The 20,694-nt window shown below is 68.8% G+C and carries 20 protein-coding genes; 10 read left to right on the top strand and 10 right to left on the bottom strand.

Annotated features, from left to right (window positions below; genetic code table 11):
• The first annotated feature begins 130 nt into the window (after positions 1-130).
• Together AC5P9I_RS12075 and AC5P9I_RS12080 are read left to right on the top strand one after the other, a co-directional pair.
• Positions 131-1,036, top strand: coding sequence for a histone (locus AC5P9I_RS12075; protein ID WP_187756799.1), 906 nt, complete (start codon positions 131-133; stop codon positions 1,034-1,036).
• A gap of 105 nt (positions 1,037-1,141) precedes the next feature.
• The gene (locus AC5P9I_RS12080; protein ID WP_049465963.1) at positions 1,142-1,840 is read left to right on the top strand and encodes a hypothetical protein; all 699 of its coding nucleotides are present in this window, start codon (positions 1,142-1,144) and stop codon (positions 1,838-1,840) included.
• Between the two features lie 15 nt (positions 1,841-1,855).
• Here the strand turns inward: AC5P9I_RS12080 and AC5P9I_RS12085 are convergent, their stop codons facing one another.
• Positions 1,856-2,215 carry a DUF1428 domain-containing protein gene (locus AC5P9I_RS12085; RefSeq protein WP_049465961.1) on the bottom strand — a complete coding sequence of 120 codons (360 nt, stop codon included), beginning with the start codon at positions 2,213-2,215 and terminating at the stop codon, positions 1,856-1,858.
• A 283-nt stretch (positions 2,216-2,498) separates the two neighbouring features.
• Between AC5P9I_RS12085 and AC5P9I_RS12090 the strand changes: the two genes are divergently transcribed.
• Both AC5P9I_RS12090 and AC5P9I_RS12095 read left to right on the top strand, forming a co-directional pair.
• The gene (locus tag AC5P9I_RS12090; RefSeq protein ID WP_049465959.1) at positions 2,499-3,071 is read left to right on the top strand and encodes an OmpO family porin; all 573 of its coding nucleotides are present in this window, start codon (positions 2,499-2,501) and stop codon (positions 3,069-3,071) included.
• 198 nt (positions 3,072-3,269) lie between these two features.
• Entirely contained in the window at positions 3,270-3,947 is a 678-nt protein-coding gene (locus AC5P9I_RS12095) for a response regulator transcription factor (protein ID WP_049465957.1), read from the top strand.
• Between the two features lie 6 nt (positions 3,948-3,953).
• On the opposite strand, the gene AC5P9I_RS12100 is transcribed toward AC5P9I_RS12095, so the two are convergent.
• On the bottom strand, positions 3,954-4,343 hold the full coding sequence (locus AC5P9I_RS12100) for a DUF6165 family protein (protein WP_049465955.1): 390 nt from the start codon (positions 4,341-4,343) through the stop codon (positions 3,954-3,956).
• 178 nt (positions 4,344-4,521) lie between these two features.
• Between AC5P9I_RS12100 and AC5P9I_RS12105 the strand changes: the two genes are divergently transcribed.
• On the top strand, positions 4,522-5,220 hold the full coding sequence (locus AC5P9I_RS12105; RefSeq protein ID WP_049465953.1) for a TorF family putative porin: 699 nt from the start codon (positions 4,522-4,524) through the stop codon (positions 5,218-5,220).
• On the opposite strand, the gene AC5P9I_RS12110 is transcribed toward AC5P9I_RS12105, so the two are convergent.
• Positions 5,217-6,365, bottom strand: coding sequence for an MFS transporter (locus AC5P9I_RS12110; protein ID WP_187756798.1), 1,149 nt, complete (start codon positions 6,363-6,365; stop codon positions 5,217-5,219). The genes AC5P9I_RS12105 and AC5P9I_RS12110 overlap by 4 nt on opposite strands.
• Positions 6,366-6,508: 143 nt before the next feature.
• Here AC5P9I_RS12110 and AC5P9I_RS12115 point away from each other — a divergent pair, with 143 nt between their 5' ends.
• Positions 6,509-7,396, top strand: coding sequence for a LysR family transcriptional regulator (locus AC5P9I_RS12115; RefSeq protein ID WP_049465949.1), 888 nt, complete (start codon positions 6,509-6,511; stop codon positions 7,394-7,396).
• On the opposite strand, the gene AC5P9I_RS12120 is transcribed toward AC5P9I_RS12115, so the two are convergent.
• On the bottom strand, positions 7,365-7,832 hold the full coding sequence (locus AC5P9I_RS12120; RefSeq protein WP_049465947.1) for a YehS family protein: 468 nt from the start codon (positions 7,830-7,832) through the stop codon (positions 7,365-7,367). The two genes, AC5P9I_RS12115 and AC5P9I_RS12120, sit on opposite strands and share 32 nt — an antisense overlap.
• 149 nt (positions 7,833-7,981) lie before the next feature.
• Between AC5P9I_RS12120 and AC5P9I_RS12125 the strand changes: the two genes are divergently transcribed.
• The gene (locus AC5P9I_RS12125) at positions 7,982-8,734 is read left to right on the top strand and encodes an SDR family NAD(P)-dependent oxidoreductase (protein WP_053461952.1); all 753 of its coding nucleotides are present in this window, start codon (positions 7,982-7,984) and stop codon (positions 8,732-8,734) included.
• Between the two features lie 88 nt (positions 8,735-8,822).
• Here AC5P9I_RS12125 and AC5P9I_RS12130 read toward each other — a convergent pair whose 3' ends face one another.
• From AC5P9I_RS12130 to AC5P9I_RS12145, 4 genes are all read right to left on the bottom strand, one after another.
• Positions 8,823-9,707 (bottom strand): SPOR domain-containing protein, encoded by an 885-nt coding sequence (locus tag AC5P9I_RS12130; protein WP_049465943.1) that lies wholly within the window; start codon positions 9,705-9,707, stop codon positions 8,823-8,825.
• Between the two features lie 21 nt (positions 9,708-9,728).
• Positions 9,729-11,417 carry an arginine--tRNA ligase gene (gene argS, locus AC5P9I_RS12135; protein ID WP_049465941.1) on the bottom strand — a complete coding sequence of 563 codons (1,689 nt, stop codon included), beginning with the start codon at positions 11,415-11,417 and terminating at the stop codon, positions 9,729-9,731.
• Between the two features lie 112 nt (positions 11,418-11,529).
• The gene (gene radC / locus AC5P9I_RS12140) at positions 11,530-12,234 is read right to left on the bottom strand and encodes a RadC family protein (RefSeq protein ID WP_049414327.1); all 705 of its coding nucleotides are present in this window, start codon (positions 12,232-12,234) and stop codon (positions 11,530-11,532) included.
• Positions 12,235-12,304: 70 nt separating this feature from the next.
• Positions 12,305-12,931, bottom strand: a complete 627-nt coding sequence (locus AC5P9I_RS12145; RefSeq protein WP_049465939.1) for a response regulator — start codon at positions 12,929-12,931, stop codon at positions 12,305-12,307.
• 199 nt (positions 12,932-13,130) lie between these two features.
• Between AC5P9I_RS12145 and coaBC the strand changes: the two genes are divergently transcribed.
• The 3 genes from coaBC to AC5P9I_RS12160 are packed head-to-tail and all read left to right on the top strand — an operon-like array spanning position 13,131 to position 17,251.
• Entirely contained in the window at positions 13,131-14,420 is a 1,290-nt protein-coding gene (gene coaBC / locus AC5P9I_RS12150; protein ID WP_229766869.1) for a bifunctional phosphopantothenoylcysteine decarboxylase/phosphopantothenate--cysteine ligase CoaBC, read from the top strand.
• Positions 14,417-14,890, top strand: a complete 474-nt coding sequence (dut, locus tag AC5P9I_RS12155) for a dUTP diphosphatase (protein WP_049465935.1) — start codon at positions 14,417-14,419, stop codon at positions 14,888-14,890. Before coaBC ends, dut begins: the two co-directional genes overlap by 4 nt.
• A 12-nt stretch (positions 14,891-14,902) precedes the next feature.
• Positions 14,903-17,251, top strand: coding sequence for a phosphomannomutase/phosphoglucomutase (locus AC5P9I_RS12160; RefSeq protein WP_049465933.1), 2,349 nt, complete (start codon positions 14,903-14,905; stop codon positions 17,249-17,251).
• 76 nt (positions 17,252-17,327) lie between these two features.
• Here the strand turns inward: AC5P9I_RS12160 and AC5P9I_RS12165 are convergent, their stop codons facing one another.
• The gene (locus tag AC5P9I_RS12165) at positions 17,328-18,041 is read right to left on the bottom strand and encodes a response regulator transcription factor (RefSeq protein WP_049465931.1); all 714 of its coding nucleotides are present in this window, start codon (positions 18,039-18,041) and stop codon (positions 17,328-17,330) included.
• Positions 18,022-20,682: an ATP-binding protein gene (locus tag AC5P9I_RS12170; RefSeq protein WP_049465929.1), complete on the bottom strand. Its 2,661-nt coding sequence runs from the start codon at positions 20,680-20,682 to the stop codon at positions 18,022-18,024. Before AC5P9I_RS12170 ends, AC5P9I_RS12165 begins: the two co-directional genes overlap by 20 nt.
• Positions 20,683-20,694: the final 12 nt, after the last annotated feature.

Here is a 20,694-nt window from a genome sequence, read left to right on the forward strand (position 1 = left end):
TGGTGGGGACGGCTGCGTACACCATCGGTGTCGCAGCAGATGCGATTGCGGGCACATGCCCCGTTCCACGATCGTCAATGTCGGTATAGCATCGCCCCGTTTTGATACTTAAGGCCCGCAGGAGGGCAACATGAGCAACGGTAATGGTGTGTCGGTCGTGACCGACGCCGTCGAGAACGTCAAAGAAACCGCCACCAACGTTGGCGAGACCATCGCCCACGCTGCCGAAGACGCAGTGAAGTCGGTCAAGAAGACCGTCAAGCGCGCCACCAAGGCTGCCGGCACCCGCGTTGCCAAGGCCAGGAAGGCTGTCGCCAAGGTCGAGAAGACCGTGGCCAAGAAGGCCGAGAAGGCCGCCAAGTCGGTCGGCAAGACCGTTGCCAACGCCAGGAAGAAGCTGGAAGCGGCCAAGCAGAACGCCAAGGCCGAAGCCGCTGCCCTGAAGAAGGAAGTGGCCAAGAAGAAGGCCGCCGCGGGCAAGGCCGTGACCAAGAAGGCCGCCGCCGCCAAGAAGACCACCAAGGCCGCCACCCAGGCTGCCGGCAAGAAGGTCGCCACCGTGAAGAAGGCCGCCACCAAGAAGGCCGCCGTCGCGAAGAAGACCGTTGCCAAGAAGACCGCGGCCGCCAAGAAGGTGGTCGGCAAGAAGGTCGCCACCGCCAGGAAGGCTGTGGCCAAGAAGACCGTTGCCGCCAAGAAGATCGCCGGCAAGAAGGCCGTGGCTGCGAAGAAGGTTGTCGGCAAGAAGGTTGCCGCCACCAAGAAGGTCGCTACCAAGAAGACCGCAGCCGCCAAGAAGGTGGTCGGCAAGAAGGCTGCTGTTGCCAAGAAGGCCGTCGGCAAGAAGACCGCCGCTGCCAAGAAGGTTGTCGGCAAGAAGACCGCCGTCGCCAGGAAGGCGGTGGGCAAGAAGGTTGCCGCCACCCGCAAGACGGTCGCCAAGAAGGCAGCGCCGCTGAAGAAGGTCGCCGCCAAGAAGGCGCCGGCCAAGAAGGCCCCGGCCAAGGCCGTGCGCAAGATCGCCAAGCGCAAGTAATCGCGCCGTGACCGAAGGCCCTGCCGCCCACCGGGTGGCGGGGCCTTCGCGTTTCCGGGGCAGGGTCTGGGGCAAGATGCAGGTTCTTCCCGCCGGAGCCCACGCATGCGCGGTATCGACTTCAGTTCCTGGCAGGGCGTGCTGTCCACGTTGGCCGGCCTGGTCCTGATCACCCTGCTGGGCGTGGGCATCCGCCTGCTGGTGATGCAGACCCTGCAGCAGCGCCGCGAGCGCGAGAACCGGCAGATCAACGAGCGGCTGCGCACGCTGATGGCGGCCTACAAGACCCTCGGTGGTTCGTTCACCGGCGAGCTGGGCGTGGATCCGCGCCATCGTCGCGACCTGGGCCAGCGCGAAGGTGCCGAAGCCATCGCCGAGCCGCGCTCGGACCGCGCGCGGCGCATCCGTGACGCGGTCGAAGCCGCATTGTCGGACATCCTGTTGCTGGGCACCGACGAACAGGTGCGGCTGGCCGCGCGTGCCGCCCATGAACTGGCGCAGGGGCGTCCGGTGCATACCCACGAACTGGTGGTGTCGCTGCGTGACTTCGTGCGCGAAGCACTGGACCTCGCCCCGATTCCGGCCGACCTGAAGATTCCACCGCAGGGCCCGACCCGGCCTGGTGCCAGTGGCGGTGGCAAGGGCCGCAATGATGGCGATGCCAGGAGTGGGCGTGCGGGCGGTGGCGGCGGTGGCGGCATGGGCGCCGGGATGGGCGCCGGGATGGGCGGCATGGGCCTCGGCGCCGGCGCCGCACTGGGCGCCGGCCATGCCGCTGGCAGCGATGAAACGGACGCGCGCTGAGCACGTCCGCCGGCTTCAGCGCGTCAGCTCGTAGATCGGCACGAAGCCACCGTAGATCATCCGCGCCCCGTCGAACGGCATCGGATTCTTCGTCGGATCCAGCCGTGGGTCCTCCATCATCTTCTTCATGCCGGCGTCGCGGGTCGGCTTGTCCGGCCATTCGATCCAGGAAAACACCACCGTCTCCTCCGGCGTGGCTTTCACCGCGCCGAAGAAGTCGGTGGTCTTGCCGTGCGGTACGTCGTCACCCCAGCACTCAACCACGCGCAGCGCGCCGTATTCGATGAACACCACGTCGCCGGCGCGCGCATGGGCGAGGAACTTTTCCTTGTTGGCGGTGGGTACCGCCAGGACGAAACCATCGATGTAGCTCATTGCCTGCCTCCGCATGGACCGTGCCGCATGCACGGTCTTCAAGTAACCGACGAACCCGGGCATCGCGGATCGACATCGGGGGAAAGGTGGGTGAAAGCTGGAAGCAGAATGCACGCGCGGCGCGCGCGTATGCCAGATGGAGCCTGAATCAAGCCAGAAAATTCAGCAATGCGAAGACTGCTGTTTTCAGGGAGCGTTGTGGCGAATAACGGAGAATTTACATTCCCGATGCGATGGCGCCCTGGCGCTGCTGCACACCATAAGAAAGTAAAGGTGTACCCCCATGAAGAATTCGCTGATTGCTCTGGCCCTGGCCGCTGCCCTGCCGTTCACCGCCTCGGCTGCTGAGAACCTGTCCTACAACTACGCCGAAGCCGACTACGCCAAGACCGACGTTGAAGGCATCAAGGCCGACGGCTGGGGCGTGAAGGGTTCGTACGGCTTCCTGCCGAACTTCCACGCCTTCGGCGAGTACAGCCGCCAGGAAATCGACCACACCAACCTGAAGGTTGACCAGTGGAAGATCGGTGCCGGCTACAACGTCGAAATCGCGCCGACCACCGACTTCGTTGCCCGCGTCGCCTACCAGAAGTTCGACCCGAAGCACGGCCTGGACTTCAACGGCTACAGCGCTGAAGCCGGTATCCGCACCGCCTTCGGCGCCCACGCCGAGGTCTACGGCATGGTCGGCTACGAAGACTACGCCAAGAAGCACGGCGTCAATCCGGATGGCCAGTGGTACGGCCGCCTGGGTGGTCAGGTCAAGCTGAACCAGAACTGGGGCCTGAACGGCGAGCTGAAGATGAACCGCCACGGCGACAAGGAATACACCGTCGGCCCGCGCTTCAGCTGGTAATTGCGCCCTCGGCGCGATTCCGCGCTGCAGACGCTTCGACAGGCCCGGCATTCGCCGGGCCTGTTGCATTTGCGGGGATGCAAAACGAAATGCCATCTGACTGGTGGCGTGCGCGGGCCGGGCATTGCAAGGAATTGGATTCCGCCGCTGCGGGCACCGGCCTACGGTGGATGCCCCATGTTGCCTGGACATGCCGCGATGCCGCCGACTCTCCCGCCCCTGCTGCCTGATCGGCCATGCCGCCTGGCGCTGCTGGACCCGCATCCTGTGCTGCGGTTGGGCGTGGAAGTGCTGCTGCGCCAGCACAGTGGCGTGCAGGTACGGGTGAGCCTGTCCAGCGAGGCCCATCTGCTGCAGCTGCTGCAGCGCAGTCCACGCTGCGTCGACCTGCTGCTGATCGATGCGTTGCCGATGGGCAACCTGGGCGATGGCATGGCGTTGTTGCACGTGCTGTCGCAGCGCTGGCCGGCACTGCCGGTACTGGTGCTTTCGGCGCACTGCAATGCCAGTACGGTAACGACCGCCATGCGTGCCGGCGCGCGTGGCTTCCTGTCCAAGTCGACGCCGCCGGACCTGCTGCTGCGCGCGATCGATGTGGTCGCCCGCGGCGGGCGCTTCGTGCCTCCGGAGCTGCGTGCGGCACTCAACCTGCCACGCACCCGCAGGATGCCGGCGCCCACGCTGGCGCCACTGAGCCGGCGCGAACGTGAAGTGCTCGGGCTGGTGCTGAAAGGGGTCAGCACCAGCGAAATGGCCCTGCGGTCAGGGCGCTCGGCCAGCACGATCAGTTCGCAGAAAACCTCGGCCTACCGCAAGCTCGGCATCCGCGGCGACGGCGACCTGTTCCGCTTCCGGCAGCTGCTGGAATGCGGATGAGCGCGCTCACTCGCCCTGGTACTGCTTCTCTTCCACCAGCGCCGAACCGGCCACGCGGTTGATCTCGTTCTTCACCTGCACGCGTTCGCCATTGGTGCCATACACGCCGCGTGCCAGCTGGATGAACGCATCGTCGAACACCTGCGCCGCTTCCTTGTCGCGCAGCTGGTCCTGGATGTCCCACATGCGCTCGTTGATCGCCTTCAACTGCTGCTGCAGCGCGGCCAGCGCCGGCTGTGCCTGCAACTGCTGCTGCAACAGGGGCAGCAGGCCGTCCAGCTCGGTGCGCACGTTGGCCAGCTTGACGGCGTCGTCGATGCGTTCGGCCTTGATCTGGAGAATGGTGATCTTGTCGATCAGCTCGCCGATCGATACCGGGGTCAGGATGGCGTCCACGCGGTTGGTTCCTGGAAACAGGGCGCCATGATACCGCGCTGCTGGCACATGGCCCCGATCCACGGGATTTACGCCGAATTTGCGCCGCTGGCCGGGCAGCACCCTCGATCCGTTACGGGCACGCGCCCGACACTGCCGTCCCGGCGGCGCGACCGCCTTCGACGAGGAACACAGTGCAGTGAACAGCAAGGGGATGATGGCGGCAGTGGTGGCCGCACTGGCAGGGCTGCTCGGGATCGGCAGCGCGCAGGCACAGGTGCAGGCCAGTGGCAGCGCCGCGTTGACCAGCGACTACGTGTGGCGCGGCAGTTCGCAGAGCGAGGGTGACCCGGCAGTACAGGCCGGCGCGAAGATCGCGATCGCTTCGGGGTGGTACGCCAGCGTCTGGGGTTCCAACGTCTCGTTCAAACCGGACAATGGCGCGCGCAGCGAGTTCGATCTGGTGGCAGGCTGGTCCGGCGCGCTGGCACCGGACTGGACCCTGGATGCCAACCTGACCCGCTATGTGTACCCGGGCACCGGCCGCGCGCTGGACTGGACCGAGCTCAGCACCACCGCGACCTGGAAGCAGCGTGCCTGGCTGCAGGTCGCCCATTCCAACGATGCACTGGCCGGCGGCCATCGCGGCACTTATGCCCAGCTGGGCGTGCGTGTGCCGCTGCATGAACGCTTCCGCCTGGAAGCGGCCGTGGGCCAGTACTGGCTGGCCACCGCACAGGGCCCGGATTACCTGCATGGCCAGCTCAGTGCCATTGCCACGCTGACCCCGGCATGGGAACTGCGCGCCACCGTGCATGACACCGACAACGCCGCCAAGCGCCTGTTCCCGGGCAATGCCGGTGGACGCTGGGAGCTGGCGCTGCAGGGCAGCTTCTAGTTCGACGATGCCGCCTGGCGCGCACGCAGCGCGCCGGGCAGCCACAGCAGCAGCGCCAGCACGGCCACGGCGGTACCGGCCACGCACACGCCGGTCCAGCCGAAGCGCGGGTAGACCTGTGCCGACAGCAGTGAACCCAGCGAGCCGCCGATGAAGTAGCCGGTCATGTAGCCGGCATTGAGGCGGTTGCGCGCCGCAGGCTGCAGTGCGTAGATCAGGTTCTGGTTGCTGACGTGCAGCAGCTGCGCGGCCATGTCCAGCATCACCACGCCGATCAGCAGTGCCGACAACGAGTGCGACGACAGCCCCAGCGGCAGCCACGACAGCAGCAACAGCACCAGGGCGATGGCGGTGGCGCGACCGCTCTGGCCACGGTCGGACATGCGGCCGGCCAGGCCGGCGGCCAGCGTGCCGGCCGCACCCACCAGCCCGAACAGGCCGATCGTCGCGTCGCTGTAGCCGTAGGGCGGCTGTGCCAGCAGGAACGCGAGCGGTGTCCAGAAGATCGCGAACATGGCGAAGCTGCAGGCGCCCAGCAGGGTGCGCTGGCGCAGCACCGGTTCCTGCACGAACAGCACGCCGATCGAACGCAGCAACGCGAAATAACCCAGCCCTGCACTGTGGTGGAAGCGGGGCAGGCCGCGCTGCAGTGCCAGTGCAGTCAGCACCAGGGCGCCGGCGGCGATCGCATACACCAGACGCCAGTCACCCAGGCTGGACAGCAATCCGGCCACGGTGCGCGCCAGCAGGATGCCCAGCAGCAGGCCACTCATCAGCGTGCCGACCACGCGGCCACGGTGTTCCGGTGCCGCCAGCGTGGCCGCGAACGGCACCAGCACCTGGGCCACCACCGAAAACAGGCCGGTGATCGCGGTGCCCACCAGCAACCAGGTCAGCGACGGTGCGCAGGCACTGATCACCAGCCCGCCGGCCGACAGCAGGCTCATCACCACGATCAGGCGCCGGCGTTCGAACAGGTCGCCCAGCGGCACCAGCAGGATCAGGCCGGCGGCATAGCTCAGCTGCGCGGCGGTGACCACCATGCCGGCCTGGCCGAACGGCACGCCGAACGCGTCGGCGATGGTGTGCAGCAGTGGCTGCGCATAGTAGTTGCTGGCCACGGCCACGCCGGTGGCAACCGACATCAGCAGCACCTGCCAGCGGTGCAGAGGGGGGAGCGACGGACTCACGCGGTGTTCCAGCAAGTGGGGTACACAGTGTCCGCCTGCTGCGGACATGATGGAAATGAATCATCATCATCCGTGTCATCTGAAAACAAGATAGCAGGATGAATCTCAAGCAGCTGGAGTTCGCCGTGGCCCTGGCCGAAGAGGGCAATTTCACCCGTGCCGCCGAACGCTGCCACGTGGTGCAGTCCGCGCTCAGCCACCAGATCGCCCATCTGGAGCAGGAACTGGGTGTCACGCTGTTCGAGCGCCTGCCGCGCCAGGTACGGGCCACCGCGGCCGGCGAGGCGTTGCTGGTGCATGCGCGCCAGGTGCAGGCCAGCCTGCGCCACCTGCGCGCCGACGTGGCCGCCGTCAGCGGCGAGGTACGCGGACTGCTGGCCATCGGGCAGATCTCCTCGCTGGCCGGCATCGACCTGGTGGCGATGCTCGCGGCGTTCCAGCAGGTGCACCCGCAGGTGGAATTCCAGTTGCGGGTGGACAGGAGTGAGGACCTGATTGCGCAGGTGCAGTCGCGCGCGCTGGATGTGGCATTGGTCGGGCTGGCACCCTCGGCACCCCTGGATGGGGTCTGCCACCAGATGCTGCAGGAGGAGGATCTGGTGGCCGTGCTGGCGCCGTCGCATCGCCTGGCCGGGCAGCCGCGCCTGCCATTGACCGCGCTGCAGGATGAGGCGCTGGTCGACTTCCCGCGCGGCACCGGTGCGCGCCGGCAGACCGACGATGCGTTCGCCGCCGCTGGCGTGCCGCACGCGGTGCGTTTCGAGGTCAACCTGATGGAACTGGTCGAACGCTTCGTCCGCCATGGGCTGGCCGTCGGCATCGTGCCGGCGTCGATCGCCGACGGCTTCGAGGGCGTGGTGCGGATTCCATTGCAGCCGACCCCGACCCGGCGCGTGCACCTGGTCTGGCAGCGACTGCCGGCGCCGGCCGCGCGCGCCTTCGTCGAGGCGGTGCTCAGCCGCGCAGGCGCAGGCTCAGGCCCTTGAGGAAGTTGCGCAGCATCTGGTCCAGGCAGCGCCGGTAGTTGGCGTGCCCGGGCTGGCGGAACAGCGCGCCGACTTCGGACTTGGACACGTTGAAGCCGGCGCTGGCGAAGATCTCCATCAGGTCCACGTCGCGCAGCTGGAAGGCCACCCGCAGCTTCTTCAGCACCAGGTTGTTGTCGATGCGGGTTTCCACCGCCCGCTGCGGCTGGCTCTCGTCGCGTCCGCGCAGGTGCACGATCAGGCCGTCGAGGAAGTGCGCCAGCGCGCTGTCGTTCATCGCCTCGAAACCGGCTTCGTCCTCGCGGCGCAGCCAGGCTTTCACCTGTTCGGTATCCACGGTGAAGGCCGGATCGGCCATCTGGCACAGGGCGACCACGTGCTGGTCACCCAGGTCCAGGGAATAGCGCACGCTGCGCAGGACATCGTTGTTGATCATGGCCCGATTGTACCGGTCACCCTGCAGCTGGGGGTCAGATCGCTTTGCGGAGGAAGGGGGATCTGACCCCGGATCTGGCTGATCGGGCAACACAGAGACCAACCGACGGTGCCAGAATGGGGGTCTGGTTTTTCCCCTGGAGTTGCCTGATGACCCGCACTGTCCTGATTACCGGCGCCACGTCCGGCTTCGGCGCCGCCGCTGTCCACCGCTTCGCCCAGGCGGGCTGGAAGGTGATCGCCACCGGCCGCCGCAGTGAACGCCTGCAGCCGCTGGTCGAGCGCTACGGCAAGGACGTGGTGCACGCCGCCGCCTTCGATATCCGCGACGCGGTGGCGATGGAAGCGGCGCTGCTGGCGCTGCCGCCGGCCTTCGGCGAGATCGACCTGCTGGTCAACAACGCGGGCCTGGCGCAGGGCACCGCACCGGCACAGAGCGCCAGGCTGTCGGACTGGACCACGATGATCGACACCAACATCACCGCGCTGGTGACCCTGACCCACCGCCTGTTGCCGCAGCTGGTGGAGCGCAAGGGCGCGATCATCAACATTTCGTCGGTAGCCGGTGTCTACCCGTACCCGGGCGGCAATGCCTACGGCGGTACCAAGGCCTTCGTCAGCCAGTTCTCGCTCGGCCTGCGCTCGGACCTGCACGGCACCGGCGTGCGCGTGACCACGATCGAGCCGGGGATGGCCGAGACCGAGTTCACCGTGGTCCGCACCCATGGCGACCAGAACGCCTCGGACAAGCTGTACAGCGGTGCCAATCCGATGACGGCCGAAGACATCGCCGAACAGATCTTCTGGGTGGCCACGCTGCCCCCGCACCTGAACATCAATCGCCTGGAGCTGATGCCGGTCAGCCAGTCGTTCGCCGGTTTCCAGGTTGCCCGCGAGGGCTGACGCCGTATGTAAAGTCGAGCCATGTTCGACTCAGCAGGAACAAAAAAAAGCCGGGCACTGCCCGGCTTTTTCATTCAGATCGGCAGCCTCACTGCGCCTTGATCGCCATCGCCTGCAGGCCGGTGCCGTCCAGCTTCTGCTTGGCTTCGGACAGTTCGCTGGCGCTGCCGTACGGCCCCATGCGCACGCGGTACACGGTCTTGCCGTTGATCTGCGCCGACTCCACGCGTGCGGCCAGGCCCATCATCGCCAGCTTGGCCTTGGTGGCTTCGGCGTCGCCGGAGGCACCGAAGGCGCCTGCCTGCAGGATGTAGCGGGCGTTGTCGGCGGCCGCTGGTGCGGCAGCGGCCGTTGCCGGCGCGGTCTCCGCCCGCGGTGCCGCCGGGGTGGCCGCCGTGCTGGTGGACGCCGGCGCGGTGCTGGCCGGCGGCGTTGCCGCCGTCGGGCGCTCGCTCAGCGGTGCCGGCAGTGGGCGGCTGGCGGCGGCCGCCGGTGCGGTGCTGGCGACGCTGGCGGTTGCCGCGGGGGCGGTGCTGGCCGGCGGTACCGGCTTGCCCTCCAGCGCGGCTTGCGCGCGCGACGCTTCCGCCTTGGCCCGGCGCTGGTCCTCGGCGCGCGCGCTGGCGGCCAGTTCGGCATCGGACATTTCCACTTCCTTGCCCGGCAGCAGGGTGTAGAAGTCGTACTGCGTCGCGGCGGGCTTCTCCGCCTCGGCCGGCTTCGGCGTGGCCGGCGGTGCGGCCGGCTGGCCACCGACATCGCTGTCGGCATCAGCGACCGGGGCCGGCTGCGCGTTCGGGTTCGGCTGCGGGCCGGCGCGCAGGAAACCATCGCCATCGCCCTTGAACAGGTTCGGCGCCGCCAGGAACACCACGGCGGCGATCGCCACACCGGCCACCAGCCACACCCATCCGGGTGTGCCCTGGCTGCTGCTGTTGCGTCGTGCCTGGCTTTTGCCGCGTCGTGCTGCCATGTGTACTGCGTCTCCTGATGCTTACATTTTTTCCGGGGCGCTCACGCCCAGGAGTTCGAGGCCATTGGCCAGCACCTGGCGCGCCGCGCAGGCCAGGGTCAGCTTGGCGTTGCGGTCGGCGGCGTCGTCCACCAGCACCGGCGTCCCGTGATACCACGTGTGGAAGGCATGCGCCAATTCACGCAGGTATTGCGCCACCAGGTGCGGCTCCAGCGCCACGCCGGCCGCTTCCACCACTTCCGGGTACCGCGAGATCTCGTTCATCAGCAGCAGCGAGGCGTCGTCGGCCAGGCGACCGAGATTGGCCAGGCCATCGCCCTGCTCGTAGACCAGGCCCTTTTCCTGTGCCTGGCGCAGCAGGCTGCACACGCGGGCGTGCGCGTACTGCACGTAGAACACCGGGTTGTCGTTGCTCTGCTGGCGGGCCAGGTCGATGTCGAAGGTCAGCTGCGAATCGGGCTTGCGCGCGATCAGGAACCAGCGGGTGGCATCGCGGCCGGCTTCCTCGATCAGGTCGCGCAGGGTGAAGTAGCTGCCGGCACGCTTGGACAGCTTCACTTCCTCGCCGCCGCGCATCACGGTGACCATCTGGTGCAGCACGTATTCCGGCCAGCCCTGCGGGATGCCCACTTCCAGCGCCTGCAGGCCGGCGCGCACGCGTGCCAGCGAACCGTGGTGGTCGGCGCCGAGTTCGGTGATCGCGCGCTCATAGCCGCGCTGCCACTTGGACAGGTGGTAGGCCACGTCCGGCACGAAGTAGGTGAAGGTGCCGTCGGACTTGCGCATCACGCGGTCCTTGTCGTCACCGAAGTCGGTACTGCGCAGCCACAGCGCGCCGCCTTCCTCATAGGTGTGGCCGGACGCCTGCAGCTTGGCCACGGCCTCGGCAACCTTGCCGTCGGCGTACAGCGAGCTTTCCAGGAAGTAGATGTCGAAGTCGACACCGAACGCGGCCAGGTCCAGGTTCTGCTCGTTGCGCAGGTACGCCACCGCGAAACGGCGGATCGCCTGCATGTCGTCCGGGTCCTTGGCGCCGACCACGATGCTGCCTTCCAGATCGACGCTGGCGCCGGCCATGTAGGCGCGGGCGACATCGGCAATGTACTCACCGCGGTAGCCGCCTTCCGGCCAGCCGTCCTGATCGGGTGCGATGCCCTTGATCCGCGCCTGGGTGGACAGCGCCAGGTTCTCGATCTGCACGCCGGCGTCGTTGTAGTAGAACTCGCGCTTGGCATTCCAGCCGTTGGCATCCAGCACGCGGGCCACGCAGTCGCCGATGGCCGCTGCGCGGCCATGGCCGACGTGCAGCGGGCCGGTCGGATTGGCCGAGACGTATTCCACGCCCACCGTGCGGCCGTTGCCGGAGAGGTTGCGGCCGTAATCGTGGCCTTCCTTGATGACCGAGGCGGCTTCGCGCTGGTACGCGGCCGGAGCCAGGTGGAAGTTGATGAAGCCGGGACCGGCGATCTCGACCTTGCTGACGTCCTCGCTGCGCGGCAGCGCCTCGACCAGCGCCTGCGCCAGTGCGCGCGGATTGCTGCGCGCGGCCTTGGCCAGCAGCATCGCGGCGTTGGTGGCGAAGTCGCCGTGGTCACGGGTCTTCGGGCGCTCGACCACGAAGTCCGGCGGCAGGGAGTCGGCGGGCAGGGTGCCATTGGCGCGCAAGGCTTCGATGCCTTGGCTGATCAGGGCGCGGAGGAGATTTTTCACGAGGCCTGCTGTGAGAATGAGCGGCGGAATCGCCCATTTTAGCGCAGATGCCCGCGCCCACGCTGACCAGAACATGCCTGTGGGGGCCCCGCCCGCGCCTGGCGGGCGGGGCTCAGCCGAACAGGCGCGGCTGGGGCGGGGACAGCAGCCCTCGTTCAGCAAATGAAACGGGGCGGCCCTCGCCGACCACGAAGTGGTCCAGCAGGCGCACGTCCACCAGGGCCAGCGCCTGCTGCAGTTCGTCGGTGATGCGGGTATCGGCGCCGGAGGGCTCCGGGTCGCCGGAGGGGTGGTTGTGGCTGAGGATCACCGCCGCCGCGTTGTGCAGCAGGGCGCGCCGCACCACCTCGCGGGGATAGACCGGCGCGGCGTTGATGGTGCCCTGGAACAGCTCCTCGCAGGCGATCAGGCGGTGGCGGTTGTCGAGGAACAGCGCCATGAAGATCTCGCGGGCCTGGCCGCGCAGGCGGTGCTGCAGGTAACGGCCCACCGCGACGGGATTGTTGCCGACCGCCTCGCCCTGCTGCAGCTCGGCAGCCAGGTAGCGCTGGGCCAGTTCCAGCCCGGCGGCCAGGGCACAGCTGCGCGCCGGGCCCAGCCCAGGCAGCCGGGCCAGCTCCCGGGCCGGGCGGTCCAGCAGCACGCGCAGCGGGCCATGCGCCTGCAGCAGGTCGCGCGCGGTCTGCACCGCGTCGCGCCCGCCGAAGCCCGAGCCGAGGAACAGCGCCAGCAGCTCGGCGTCGGACAAGGTGGCGGGGCCGCGGGCGATCAGCTTCTCGCGGGGACGTTCCTGTTCGGGCCAGTCATGGATGGGCATGCCTGCATCATCGCCGGTGCGGGTGAGGCGTCCCATCGGGGCAGCACGCATGCCAGGGTCGGCCGTTGCCTCAGCCGCGCCGCGACTGCAGGTAGGCGAACAGTTCCTGGTTGTTCTGCAGGCCCAGCTTGCGCTTGGCTTCGGCCTTCTGCCGGCTGATCGTCTTCGGGCTGCGCCCGCAGTGGACGGCGATGGCGTTCACCTTCAGCCCGGCGGCCAGCAGGTCCAGTACTTCCTGCTCGCGGGCCGACAGCGCGGCCGGTTCGCGCGCGAACATCAGGTCGCGCGCCTGCAGGTGGTGGCGCAGCTGCTGCGAGACGAATACCTGGCCTGCCAGGGCGGCGTTCAGCGCCTGCGGCAACTCGCCGAAATCGGCGCACTTGTCGACCAGGCCGCCGACCCCGTCGCGCAGCAGGCCGTCGAGCAGGCCGGGGTGGCGGGCGCCGGTGAGCACCACCACGGGCGTGCCGGGGTGGCGTGCGCGCAGTTCAGCGATCAGGTCCGCGCCGTCGGGACCGTCGCCCGGCATGGAGAGATCGGTCAGCACGGCGTCGCAGTCGTGGCGTTCGACCAGGTGCAGCAGTTGGGCGCCGTCGCGCGCGCTGCCGACAACCTCCATCAGGTGGGTCTGCAGCACGATGCGGATGCCGTGCAGGACGACGGGATGGTCGTCGGCGATGATGATGCGCGGGTGCACGCGGGATCCTCGAAAAGCGAAGCGGCACACCTGTGGTGGCCACCGACGATTCTGCAAACGTGGCCGGCCCGCAGGTATAGGAAAGTTCCGAATCGCACTGGCCTGAACCCCGGAAGCGCTGTGGTCCAAGTCCCATCTGCTGATAGCCGCCCGCTATGTGCGCCGTGTACCGGGACATTACCGACCATCGGGTAAGCTAATGCCCTCGTTTGCACAGGAATTCCAGGTGGCTGACTCCCCCAACGCTTCCCCCGCGCCGGTTCGCGCGCTGGAAGGCCAGAAACTGCTGTTGTGCGTCGGAGGCGGGATCGCGGCCTACAAGGCTCTGGAACTGGTGCGGCGGCTGCGTGACGCCGGCGCCCAGGTCCAGGTGGCGATGACCGCCGGCGCCCAGCAGTTCGTCACCCCCCTCAGCTTCCAGGCCCTGTCCGGGCAGCCGACCCGCACCACGCTGTGGGACAGCGCCGCCGAACAGGCCATGGGCCACATCGAGCTGGCCCGCTGGGCCGACCGCATCGTGGTCGCGCCGGGGACCGCCGACCTGCTGGCACGCCTGGCCCAGGGCCATGCTGATGACCTGGTCAGTACCCTGTGCCTGGCCAGCACCGCGCCGCTGACGATCTGCCCGGCGATGAACCATCGCATGTGGCTGCATCCGGCCACCCAGGCCAACATCGCGCTGCTGCGCCAGCGGGGCGCGCAGGTGATCGGCCCGGTCGATGGCCCGCTGGCCGAAGGCGAATCCGGCCCCGGTCGCCTGGCCGAGCCCGGCGACATCGTGGCCGCGCTGGCCGCCAATGGCGGCAGCGCCGCGGCCGTTGCCGCGCCGGAGACCCGCGCGCTGCAGGGCCTGCGCCTGCTGATCAGCGCCGGCCCGACCTACGAAGACATCGATCCGGTGCGCTACGTCGGCAACCGCAGCAGCGGCAAGATGGGCTTCGCCCTGGCCGCCGCCGCCGCCGCGCTGGGCGCGGAGGTGGTGCTGGTCAGCGGACCGGTACAGCTGCCGACGCCGCCGGGCGTGCAGCGCATTGATGTGCGTTCGGCCGCGCAGATGCGCGATGCCGTGCTGACGTCCCTGCCTGCCGACATCTACATCGGTGCCGCCGCGGTGTCGGACTACACGCCGCGCCAGGTTGCCACGCAGAAGCTGAAGAAGACCGCTGACAGCCAGTCGCTGGTGATCGAGCTGGTGCGCACGCCGGACATCCTTGCCGAAGTTGCGGCGCAGACCCAGTCGCTGAAGCTGGTGGTCGGCTTCGCCGCCGAGACCCACGACGTGGAGAAGTACGCACGCGGCAAGCTGATCGACAAGCGCCTGGACCTGGTGATCGCCAACCAGGTGGGCATCAGCGGCGGCGGGTTCGAGAGCGACAACAATGCCGCCACGGCCTTCTGGCAGGACGGTGAACAGGTATTCCCGGCCACCTCCAAGCGCGAGCTGGCCGAACAACTGCTGGCGCTGATCGCGCGGAGACTCCAGGCATGACCCAGGCATCCCTTTCCCAACCGCTGCAGGTCAAGCTGCTCGACCCGCGCTTCGGCGACAGCTGGCCGCTGCCGGCCTATGCCACCGAGGCCAGCGCCGGCATGGACCTGCGCGCGGCGCTGGATACCGCGCTGACCCTGCAGCCGGGCGACACCGCGCTGGTGCCCAGCGGCCTGGCCATCCACATCGCCGACCCGAACCTGTGCGCGGTGATCCTGCCGCGCTCGGGGCTGGGCCATCGCCACGGCATCGTGCTGGGCAACGGCACCGGCCTGATCGACGCCGACTACCAGGGGCCGCTGCTGATCAGCGTCTGGAACCGTGGCCGCGAGGTGTTCACCATCGAGCCGGGCGATCGCATCGCGCAGCTGGTGGTGGTTCCGATCGCCCGCGTGAGCCTGCAGGTGGTGGATACTTTCACCGACAGCGTGCGGGGCGCGGGTGGATTCGGCCATACCGGGGTGCGTTGACAGGGGGCATCGATGAGCGGCATCGGGGAAGGACAGCGGGGACGGTCGTTGGGACGCAGTGCACCCCTGCTGGGGGTACTGCTGATCCTGCTGGCCGGCTGGTTCGGATGGAGTGCGGTGCAGCAGTGGCGGCAGGAGGCCAACGGGCAGGCGCTGGAAGAGGCGCGTGACCAGGCCGTGCAGGGCCTGCAGCAGGCCGCTGCGGGCCAGTTGCAGCAGCTGCAGCAGCAGTTGAAGAACGATCGCGTGCAGCAGGCGCTGCAGGCTGGCGATGCCGCTGCGGCGGCGCTGGCCGTGCGCGAGGGCTGGAGCGGGGTCGAGCAGGTCGAGGTGCTGGCGGCCGATCTGGCCAACGCCTATGCCGATCCGGCCGCCTTCGGCTATGCGCGGCTGGCGCTGCTGGAAGCCGCGCTGGCCGACGCCAAGCCCAGCCTGCGCGTGGTCCGCGACGGCGGTGGCAACCGCCTGGGCCTGGCCGCGCCGGTGCAGCTGGGCAGCCTGGGGCCGGCCGTCATCTATGTGCGCCAACCGCTGCTGCGGCTGACTTCACCGCTCGACCAGGTCAGCGCGCCGTCGGCCGGCTTCCTCGGCCTGCGCCAGGGAGGATTCGATCTGGTCACCCAGGGCGACCCGAGCCTGGCCGAAAGTGCGGAGGCGCTGGCGCGACCCGTGGCCGGCACGCCGCTGCGGCTGGTCGCGTCGGTGCCCAACGTCGAGGCCGGCCCGCTCGGCCTCGGTGCGCTGGCCAGTGCCATCGTCGCGCTGCTGCTGGCGTTCATTGCCGTGTTGCTGGTGGTCGGCCGCGACCGGCTGCCGAAGTCGCTGCCGTTGCCGCGCCGCGCCGCAGCGTCCGAAGCCGACCATGGCCCGACCCTGAGCGAGAGCCTGCAGCAGGCGCCGCCACCGGTGGCGAACCTGGCCGGCAGTGGCGATGCCACGCCACCGCCGCCACCGCCGGTGCCTGTCGAAGAACTGGCCGCCGGCATCTTCCGCGCCTACGACATCCGCGGCGTGGTGGGCAGCGAACTGACGCCGAAGACCGCCGCGCTGATCGGCCAGGCCATCGGCACCGTGGCGCTGGAGCAGGGCCTGCGCGAGGTGGTGGTCGGCCGCGATGGCCGCCTGTCCGGACCGGAGCTGACGGCCGGGCTGGCCGAAGGCCTGCGCCGTGCCGGCTGCGCGGTGATCGACATCGGCCTGGCGCCGACCCCGCTCGTGTACTACGCCGCGTTCCACCTGCGGACCGGCACCTGCGTGGCGGTCACCGGCAGCCACAATCCGCCCGAGTACAACGGCTTCAAGGTGGTCATCGGCGGCGAAACGCTGTCCGGCGAGGCGATCACCGACCTCTACCAGCGCATCGTCGAGGGCCGCCTGGTGCAGGCCGCCGAGCCGGGTGACTACCAGCAGCGCGACGTCAGTGCCGACTACATCCAGCGCATCGCCGATGACGTGCAGCTGGACCGTCCGCTGAAGGTGGTGGCCGACGCCGGCAATGGCGTGGCCGGCGCACTGGCCCCGCAGCTGCTGGAAGCAATCGGCGCCGACGTCATCCCGCTGTACTGCGATGTCGACGGTACCTTCCCCAACCATCATCCCGACCCGAGCGAGCCGGCCAACCTGGAAGACCTGGTGCAGACGGTCAAGCGCTTCGGTGCCGATCTCGGCGTGGCCTTCGATGGTGATGGCGACCGGCTGGGCGTGGTCACCGGCGAAGGCAGGATCATCTATGCCGACCGCCTGCTGATGCTGTTCGCCGCCGATGTGCTGATGCGCAATCCGGGCGCGATGGTGATCTACGACGTGAAGTGCACCGGCAAGCTGTCCGACCATGTGCTGCGCAACGGTGGCAGCCCGCTGATGTGGAAGACCGGGCATTCGCTGATGAAGGCGAAGATGCGCGAGACCGACGCCGAACTGGCCGGCGAGATGAGCGGCCACTTCTTCTTCAAGGAGCGCTGGTTCGGTTTCGACGACGGCCTGTACGCCGCTGCGCGCCTGCTGGAGATCCTGGCCCAGCGCGAGGAAACCCCGGACGAGGTGCTGGGCGAACTGCCGGAGATGGTCGCCACGCCGGAGCTGAAGGTCCCGGTGGCCGAGGGGACGCCGCATGCGCTGGTGGCGATGCTGGTGGCGGCGGCGCAGTCGCCGGACAACCCGTACGTGGGCGGTCGCCTGTCGACCATCGACGGCCTGCGCGTGGACTTCGCCGATGGCTGGGGCCTGGTGCGTGCCTCCAACACCACCCCGGTGCTGGTGCTGCGTTTCGAGGGCAACGACGAGGCGGCACTGGAGCGCATCCAGGCCCTGTTCCGCAGCCAGCTGCAACCGGTGCTGGGCGATACCCCGCTGGGGTTCTGACCCCTTTGGACGCTGCAGCAGAATGGGTAGTGCCGGCCGCTGGCCGGCAAGCCCAATTGCCGGCCAGCGGCCGGCACTACCCCTTGAACCGCAATCCCACGCCCGGTTCGGTGAACAGGTAACGCGAATCCAGCGCCGAGTCGCCCAGCTTGTGCCGCAGCTTGCCCACCAGGATGCGCAGGTAATGGGTGTCGTGCTGGTGGGTCGGGCCCCAGATTTCCTGCAGGATCTGCGGCTGGGTCACTACCCGCCCGGCATTGCGCAGCAGCAGCGACAGCAACGCATACTCCTTGCGGGTCAACGCCACCGCTTCGCCATCAAGGGTGACTTCACGGCGCACCAGGTCCACGTGCAGATGGCCATCGTCGAACACCGGCGGGGTGCCGTCGGTCGGCACGCTGCGCGTGCGCAGCAGCGCCCGCACCCGCGCCATCAGCTCCTGCGTGCCGAACGGCTTGGTCACGTAGTCGTTGGCGCCGGTGTCCAGCGCGCGCACCTTCTCCGCTTCGCCGGCGCGCACGGTCAGCATGATCACCGGCACCTGGCTCCACTGCCTCAGTTGTTCCAGCACCTCGTGGCCTTCCATGTCCGGCAGGCCGATGTCCAGGATCACCAGGTCCATGTCCTCGCTGGCGGCCAGCTGCAGGCCTTCCTGGCCGGTGGCCGCCTGCCGCACCTGGTAGCCCTGCGCGCGCAGGCTGATGTCCAGGAACCGGCGGATCTGGGTTTCATCGTCGATCACCAGCACGCGTGCGGCCGGCACGCTGGCATCAATCGGGGTCGGGCTCATCGTGGGAGGCTGGCTTGAGCAGGGGCAGGGTGATGCGGATCAGGGTACCGCGACCGTCGCGTCCGGGCAGCGCCTGCACGCTGCCGCCATGTGCGCCGATCATGCCCTGGCAGATGGTCAGGCCCAGGCCGGTGCCGTGGCGGCCGCGGTCGCCGCGCTCGACGCTGTAGAACATGTCGAAGATGCGCGCACGCTCGTCATCGGGAATGCCGGGGCCGGCATCGATCACATCGATGCGCAGCTGTCCGTCCAGTTCGCGCGCCTGCACCTGCACGGCGGCGTCGGGCGGCGAGAACTTGGCCGCGTTCTCCATCACGTTGAACACCGCCTGTTCGACCAGCGCCGGGTGCACCCAGATCGGCGCCAGCGTGGCCGGAATGTCCAGCTCCAGCCGCACCTTCGGCTGGTAGCGCTGCAGGCGCCGCGCCGCCGAGCCGATCAGTTCGTCCACCCCGATCCAGTCGCGGTTGATCTTCAGCCCTTCGTGACCCAGGCGGGTCATGTCCAGCAGGTTCTGGATGTAGCGGTCCAGCCGCTCGCCTTCGACCAGGATGGTGTCCAGCAGGGCACGGCGATCGGCCGTGTCCATTGCCGCGCCGTAACTGGCCAGGCTGTCGGCCGAACCGATCATCGCCGCCAGTGGCGAGCGCAGGTCGTGCGACACCGAAGAAAGCAGGGCCGAGCGCAACCGCTCGGTCTCGTTGCTGACATGTGCCTGCTCCAGTTCGGCCACCAGCCGGGTACGCAGTGCGGCCTGCGCGATGTCATCGACCATCGCTTCGGCCAGCTGCCGCTGTTCGGGCAGCAGGCGTGCCTGTGCGCCGGGCAGGTACAGGCCGGCCACGCCGATCGCGCGATCTTCGCCATCCAGCAATGGCAGGAACCACCACTGCGCACCGGCCAGGGTGTCGGTGAAGCGCCCGCTGGGCTGGCCATGGCGCAGCGCCCAGTCGGCGGCGGCGAGGTCGGTGTCGCCGGGCTGGCTGCGGCCACCGGTTGCGGTATCCGCGCCGATCCGCAGCCACGCCGGCACGTCCATCGCCTGTTCCAGGGCATGTCGACCCGCCTGCGCCACCTCGCCGTTGCCAGCGGCGCTGGCCAGCTGGCGGCCCAGCTGCTGGCGCGCGCGCGCATGGCGGTTGGCCGCACGCAGCGCGATGACCTGCATGCGCAGGCGCGAGGCCAGGCGCCCGGCCACCAGTGCCGCGGCCAGGAACAGGAACACGGTGATCACGCCCTGGCGTGCACCGATGGCGAAGGTGAAGCGGGGCGCGATGAACAGGAAGTTGTAGGCGAGGAAGCACAGAATCGCCGCCATCACCGCGACGCTGGCGCGCGTGCGCGCCGCCACCAGCACCACTGCCACGATGAACACCATCGACAGGTCGGCCATGCCGACCCAGCGTTCGGCCAGCCAGGCCACCGCACAGGCCAGCGCGGTGGCGATCAGCGCCTGCACCGGCTCGTAGCTGATGCCGCGCATCGGTGGCAGCAGGCCCTCGCGGCGCGAGCGCGCCCGGGCCTGCGGCGTGCTGATGATGGTGATCTCGTAGTGCGCGCCGCGCTGGATCAGCTGCTGGGTGAGGGTACGGTTGAACATCCGCGCCAGCGGACGCTCACGGGTCCGCCCCAGCACCAGGGTCGACACGCCGTTGTGCGCGGCGTGGTCGAGCAGGGCATCGGCAATGCTCGATCCATGCAGCAGTTCGGCGTCGCCACCCAGGCGACGTGCCAGGGCGAAGGCCGCATCGATCTCGCGCCGCGTGGCCTCGTCCTGGCGCCGGCCCTGCACGGTCACCACCGTCCACGGTGCGTCGCGGCGCTCGGCGATGCGACGCGCCACCCGCACCAGGTACTCGCTCTGGCCACCGCCATCGATGGCCACCAGCACGCCGCGCCGCAGCGGCAGGTTGCCTTCACCCCGCGCGGCGCGGGTTTCGCGCAGGCTGCTGTCGACGCGGTCGGCGGCTTCCTGCATCGCCAGCTCACGCAGGGCGGTCAGGTTGGCCGGCGAGAAGAACGCCTGCAGCGCCTGCGCGGCCTGCTCGGGCACATAGACCTTGCCCTGCTGCAGGCGCGCGATCAGTTCGCGCGGGGGCAGATCGACCAGCACGATGTCGTGCAGGCGATCGAGCACGCCGTCCGGTACGGTCTCGCTGACGCGCACGCCGGTGATGCGCATCACCACGTCGTTGAGGCTTTCCAGATGCTGGATGTTGACCGTGGTCCAGACGTCGATGCCAGCGTCCAGCAGCTCCATCACATCCTGCCAGCGTCGCTCGTGGCGGCTGCCCGGCGCGTTGCGGTGGGCCAGTTCATCCACCAGCACCAGGGCCGGATGCCGTGCCAGCACGGCATCCAGGTCCATCTCCTGCAACGTGTGGCCGTGGTAGGCCACTTCCTTCAGCGGCAGCTGCGGCAGGCCCTCCAGCAGCGCCTGGGTATCGGCACGGCCATGGGTTTCCACCAGCCCGACCATCAGGTCCACGCCGCGGCGCAGCTGTTCCTGGGCGCGGGTCAGCATGGTGTAGGTCTTGCCCACGCCCGGCGCGGCGCCGAGGAACACGGTCAGCTTGCCACCGGCTTCGCGTTGCAGGCCTTCCACCAGGGCATCGGCCTGGCGGGTACGCGCATCAGTCATGGGGGCCGCTGT

Source organism: Stenotrophomonas sp. YJH_SMC_29, from assembly GCF_059371235.1.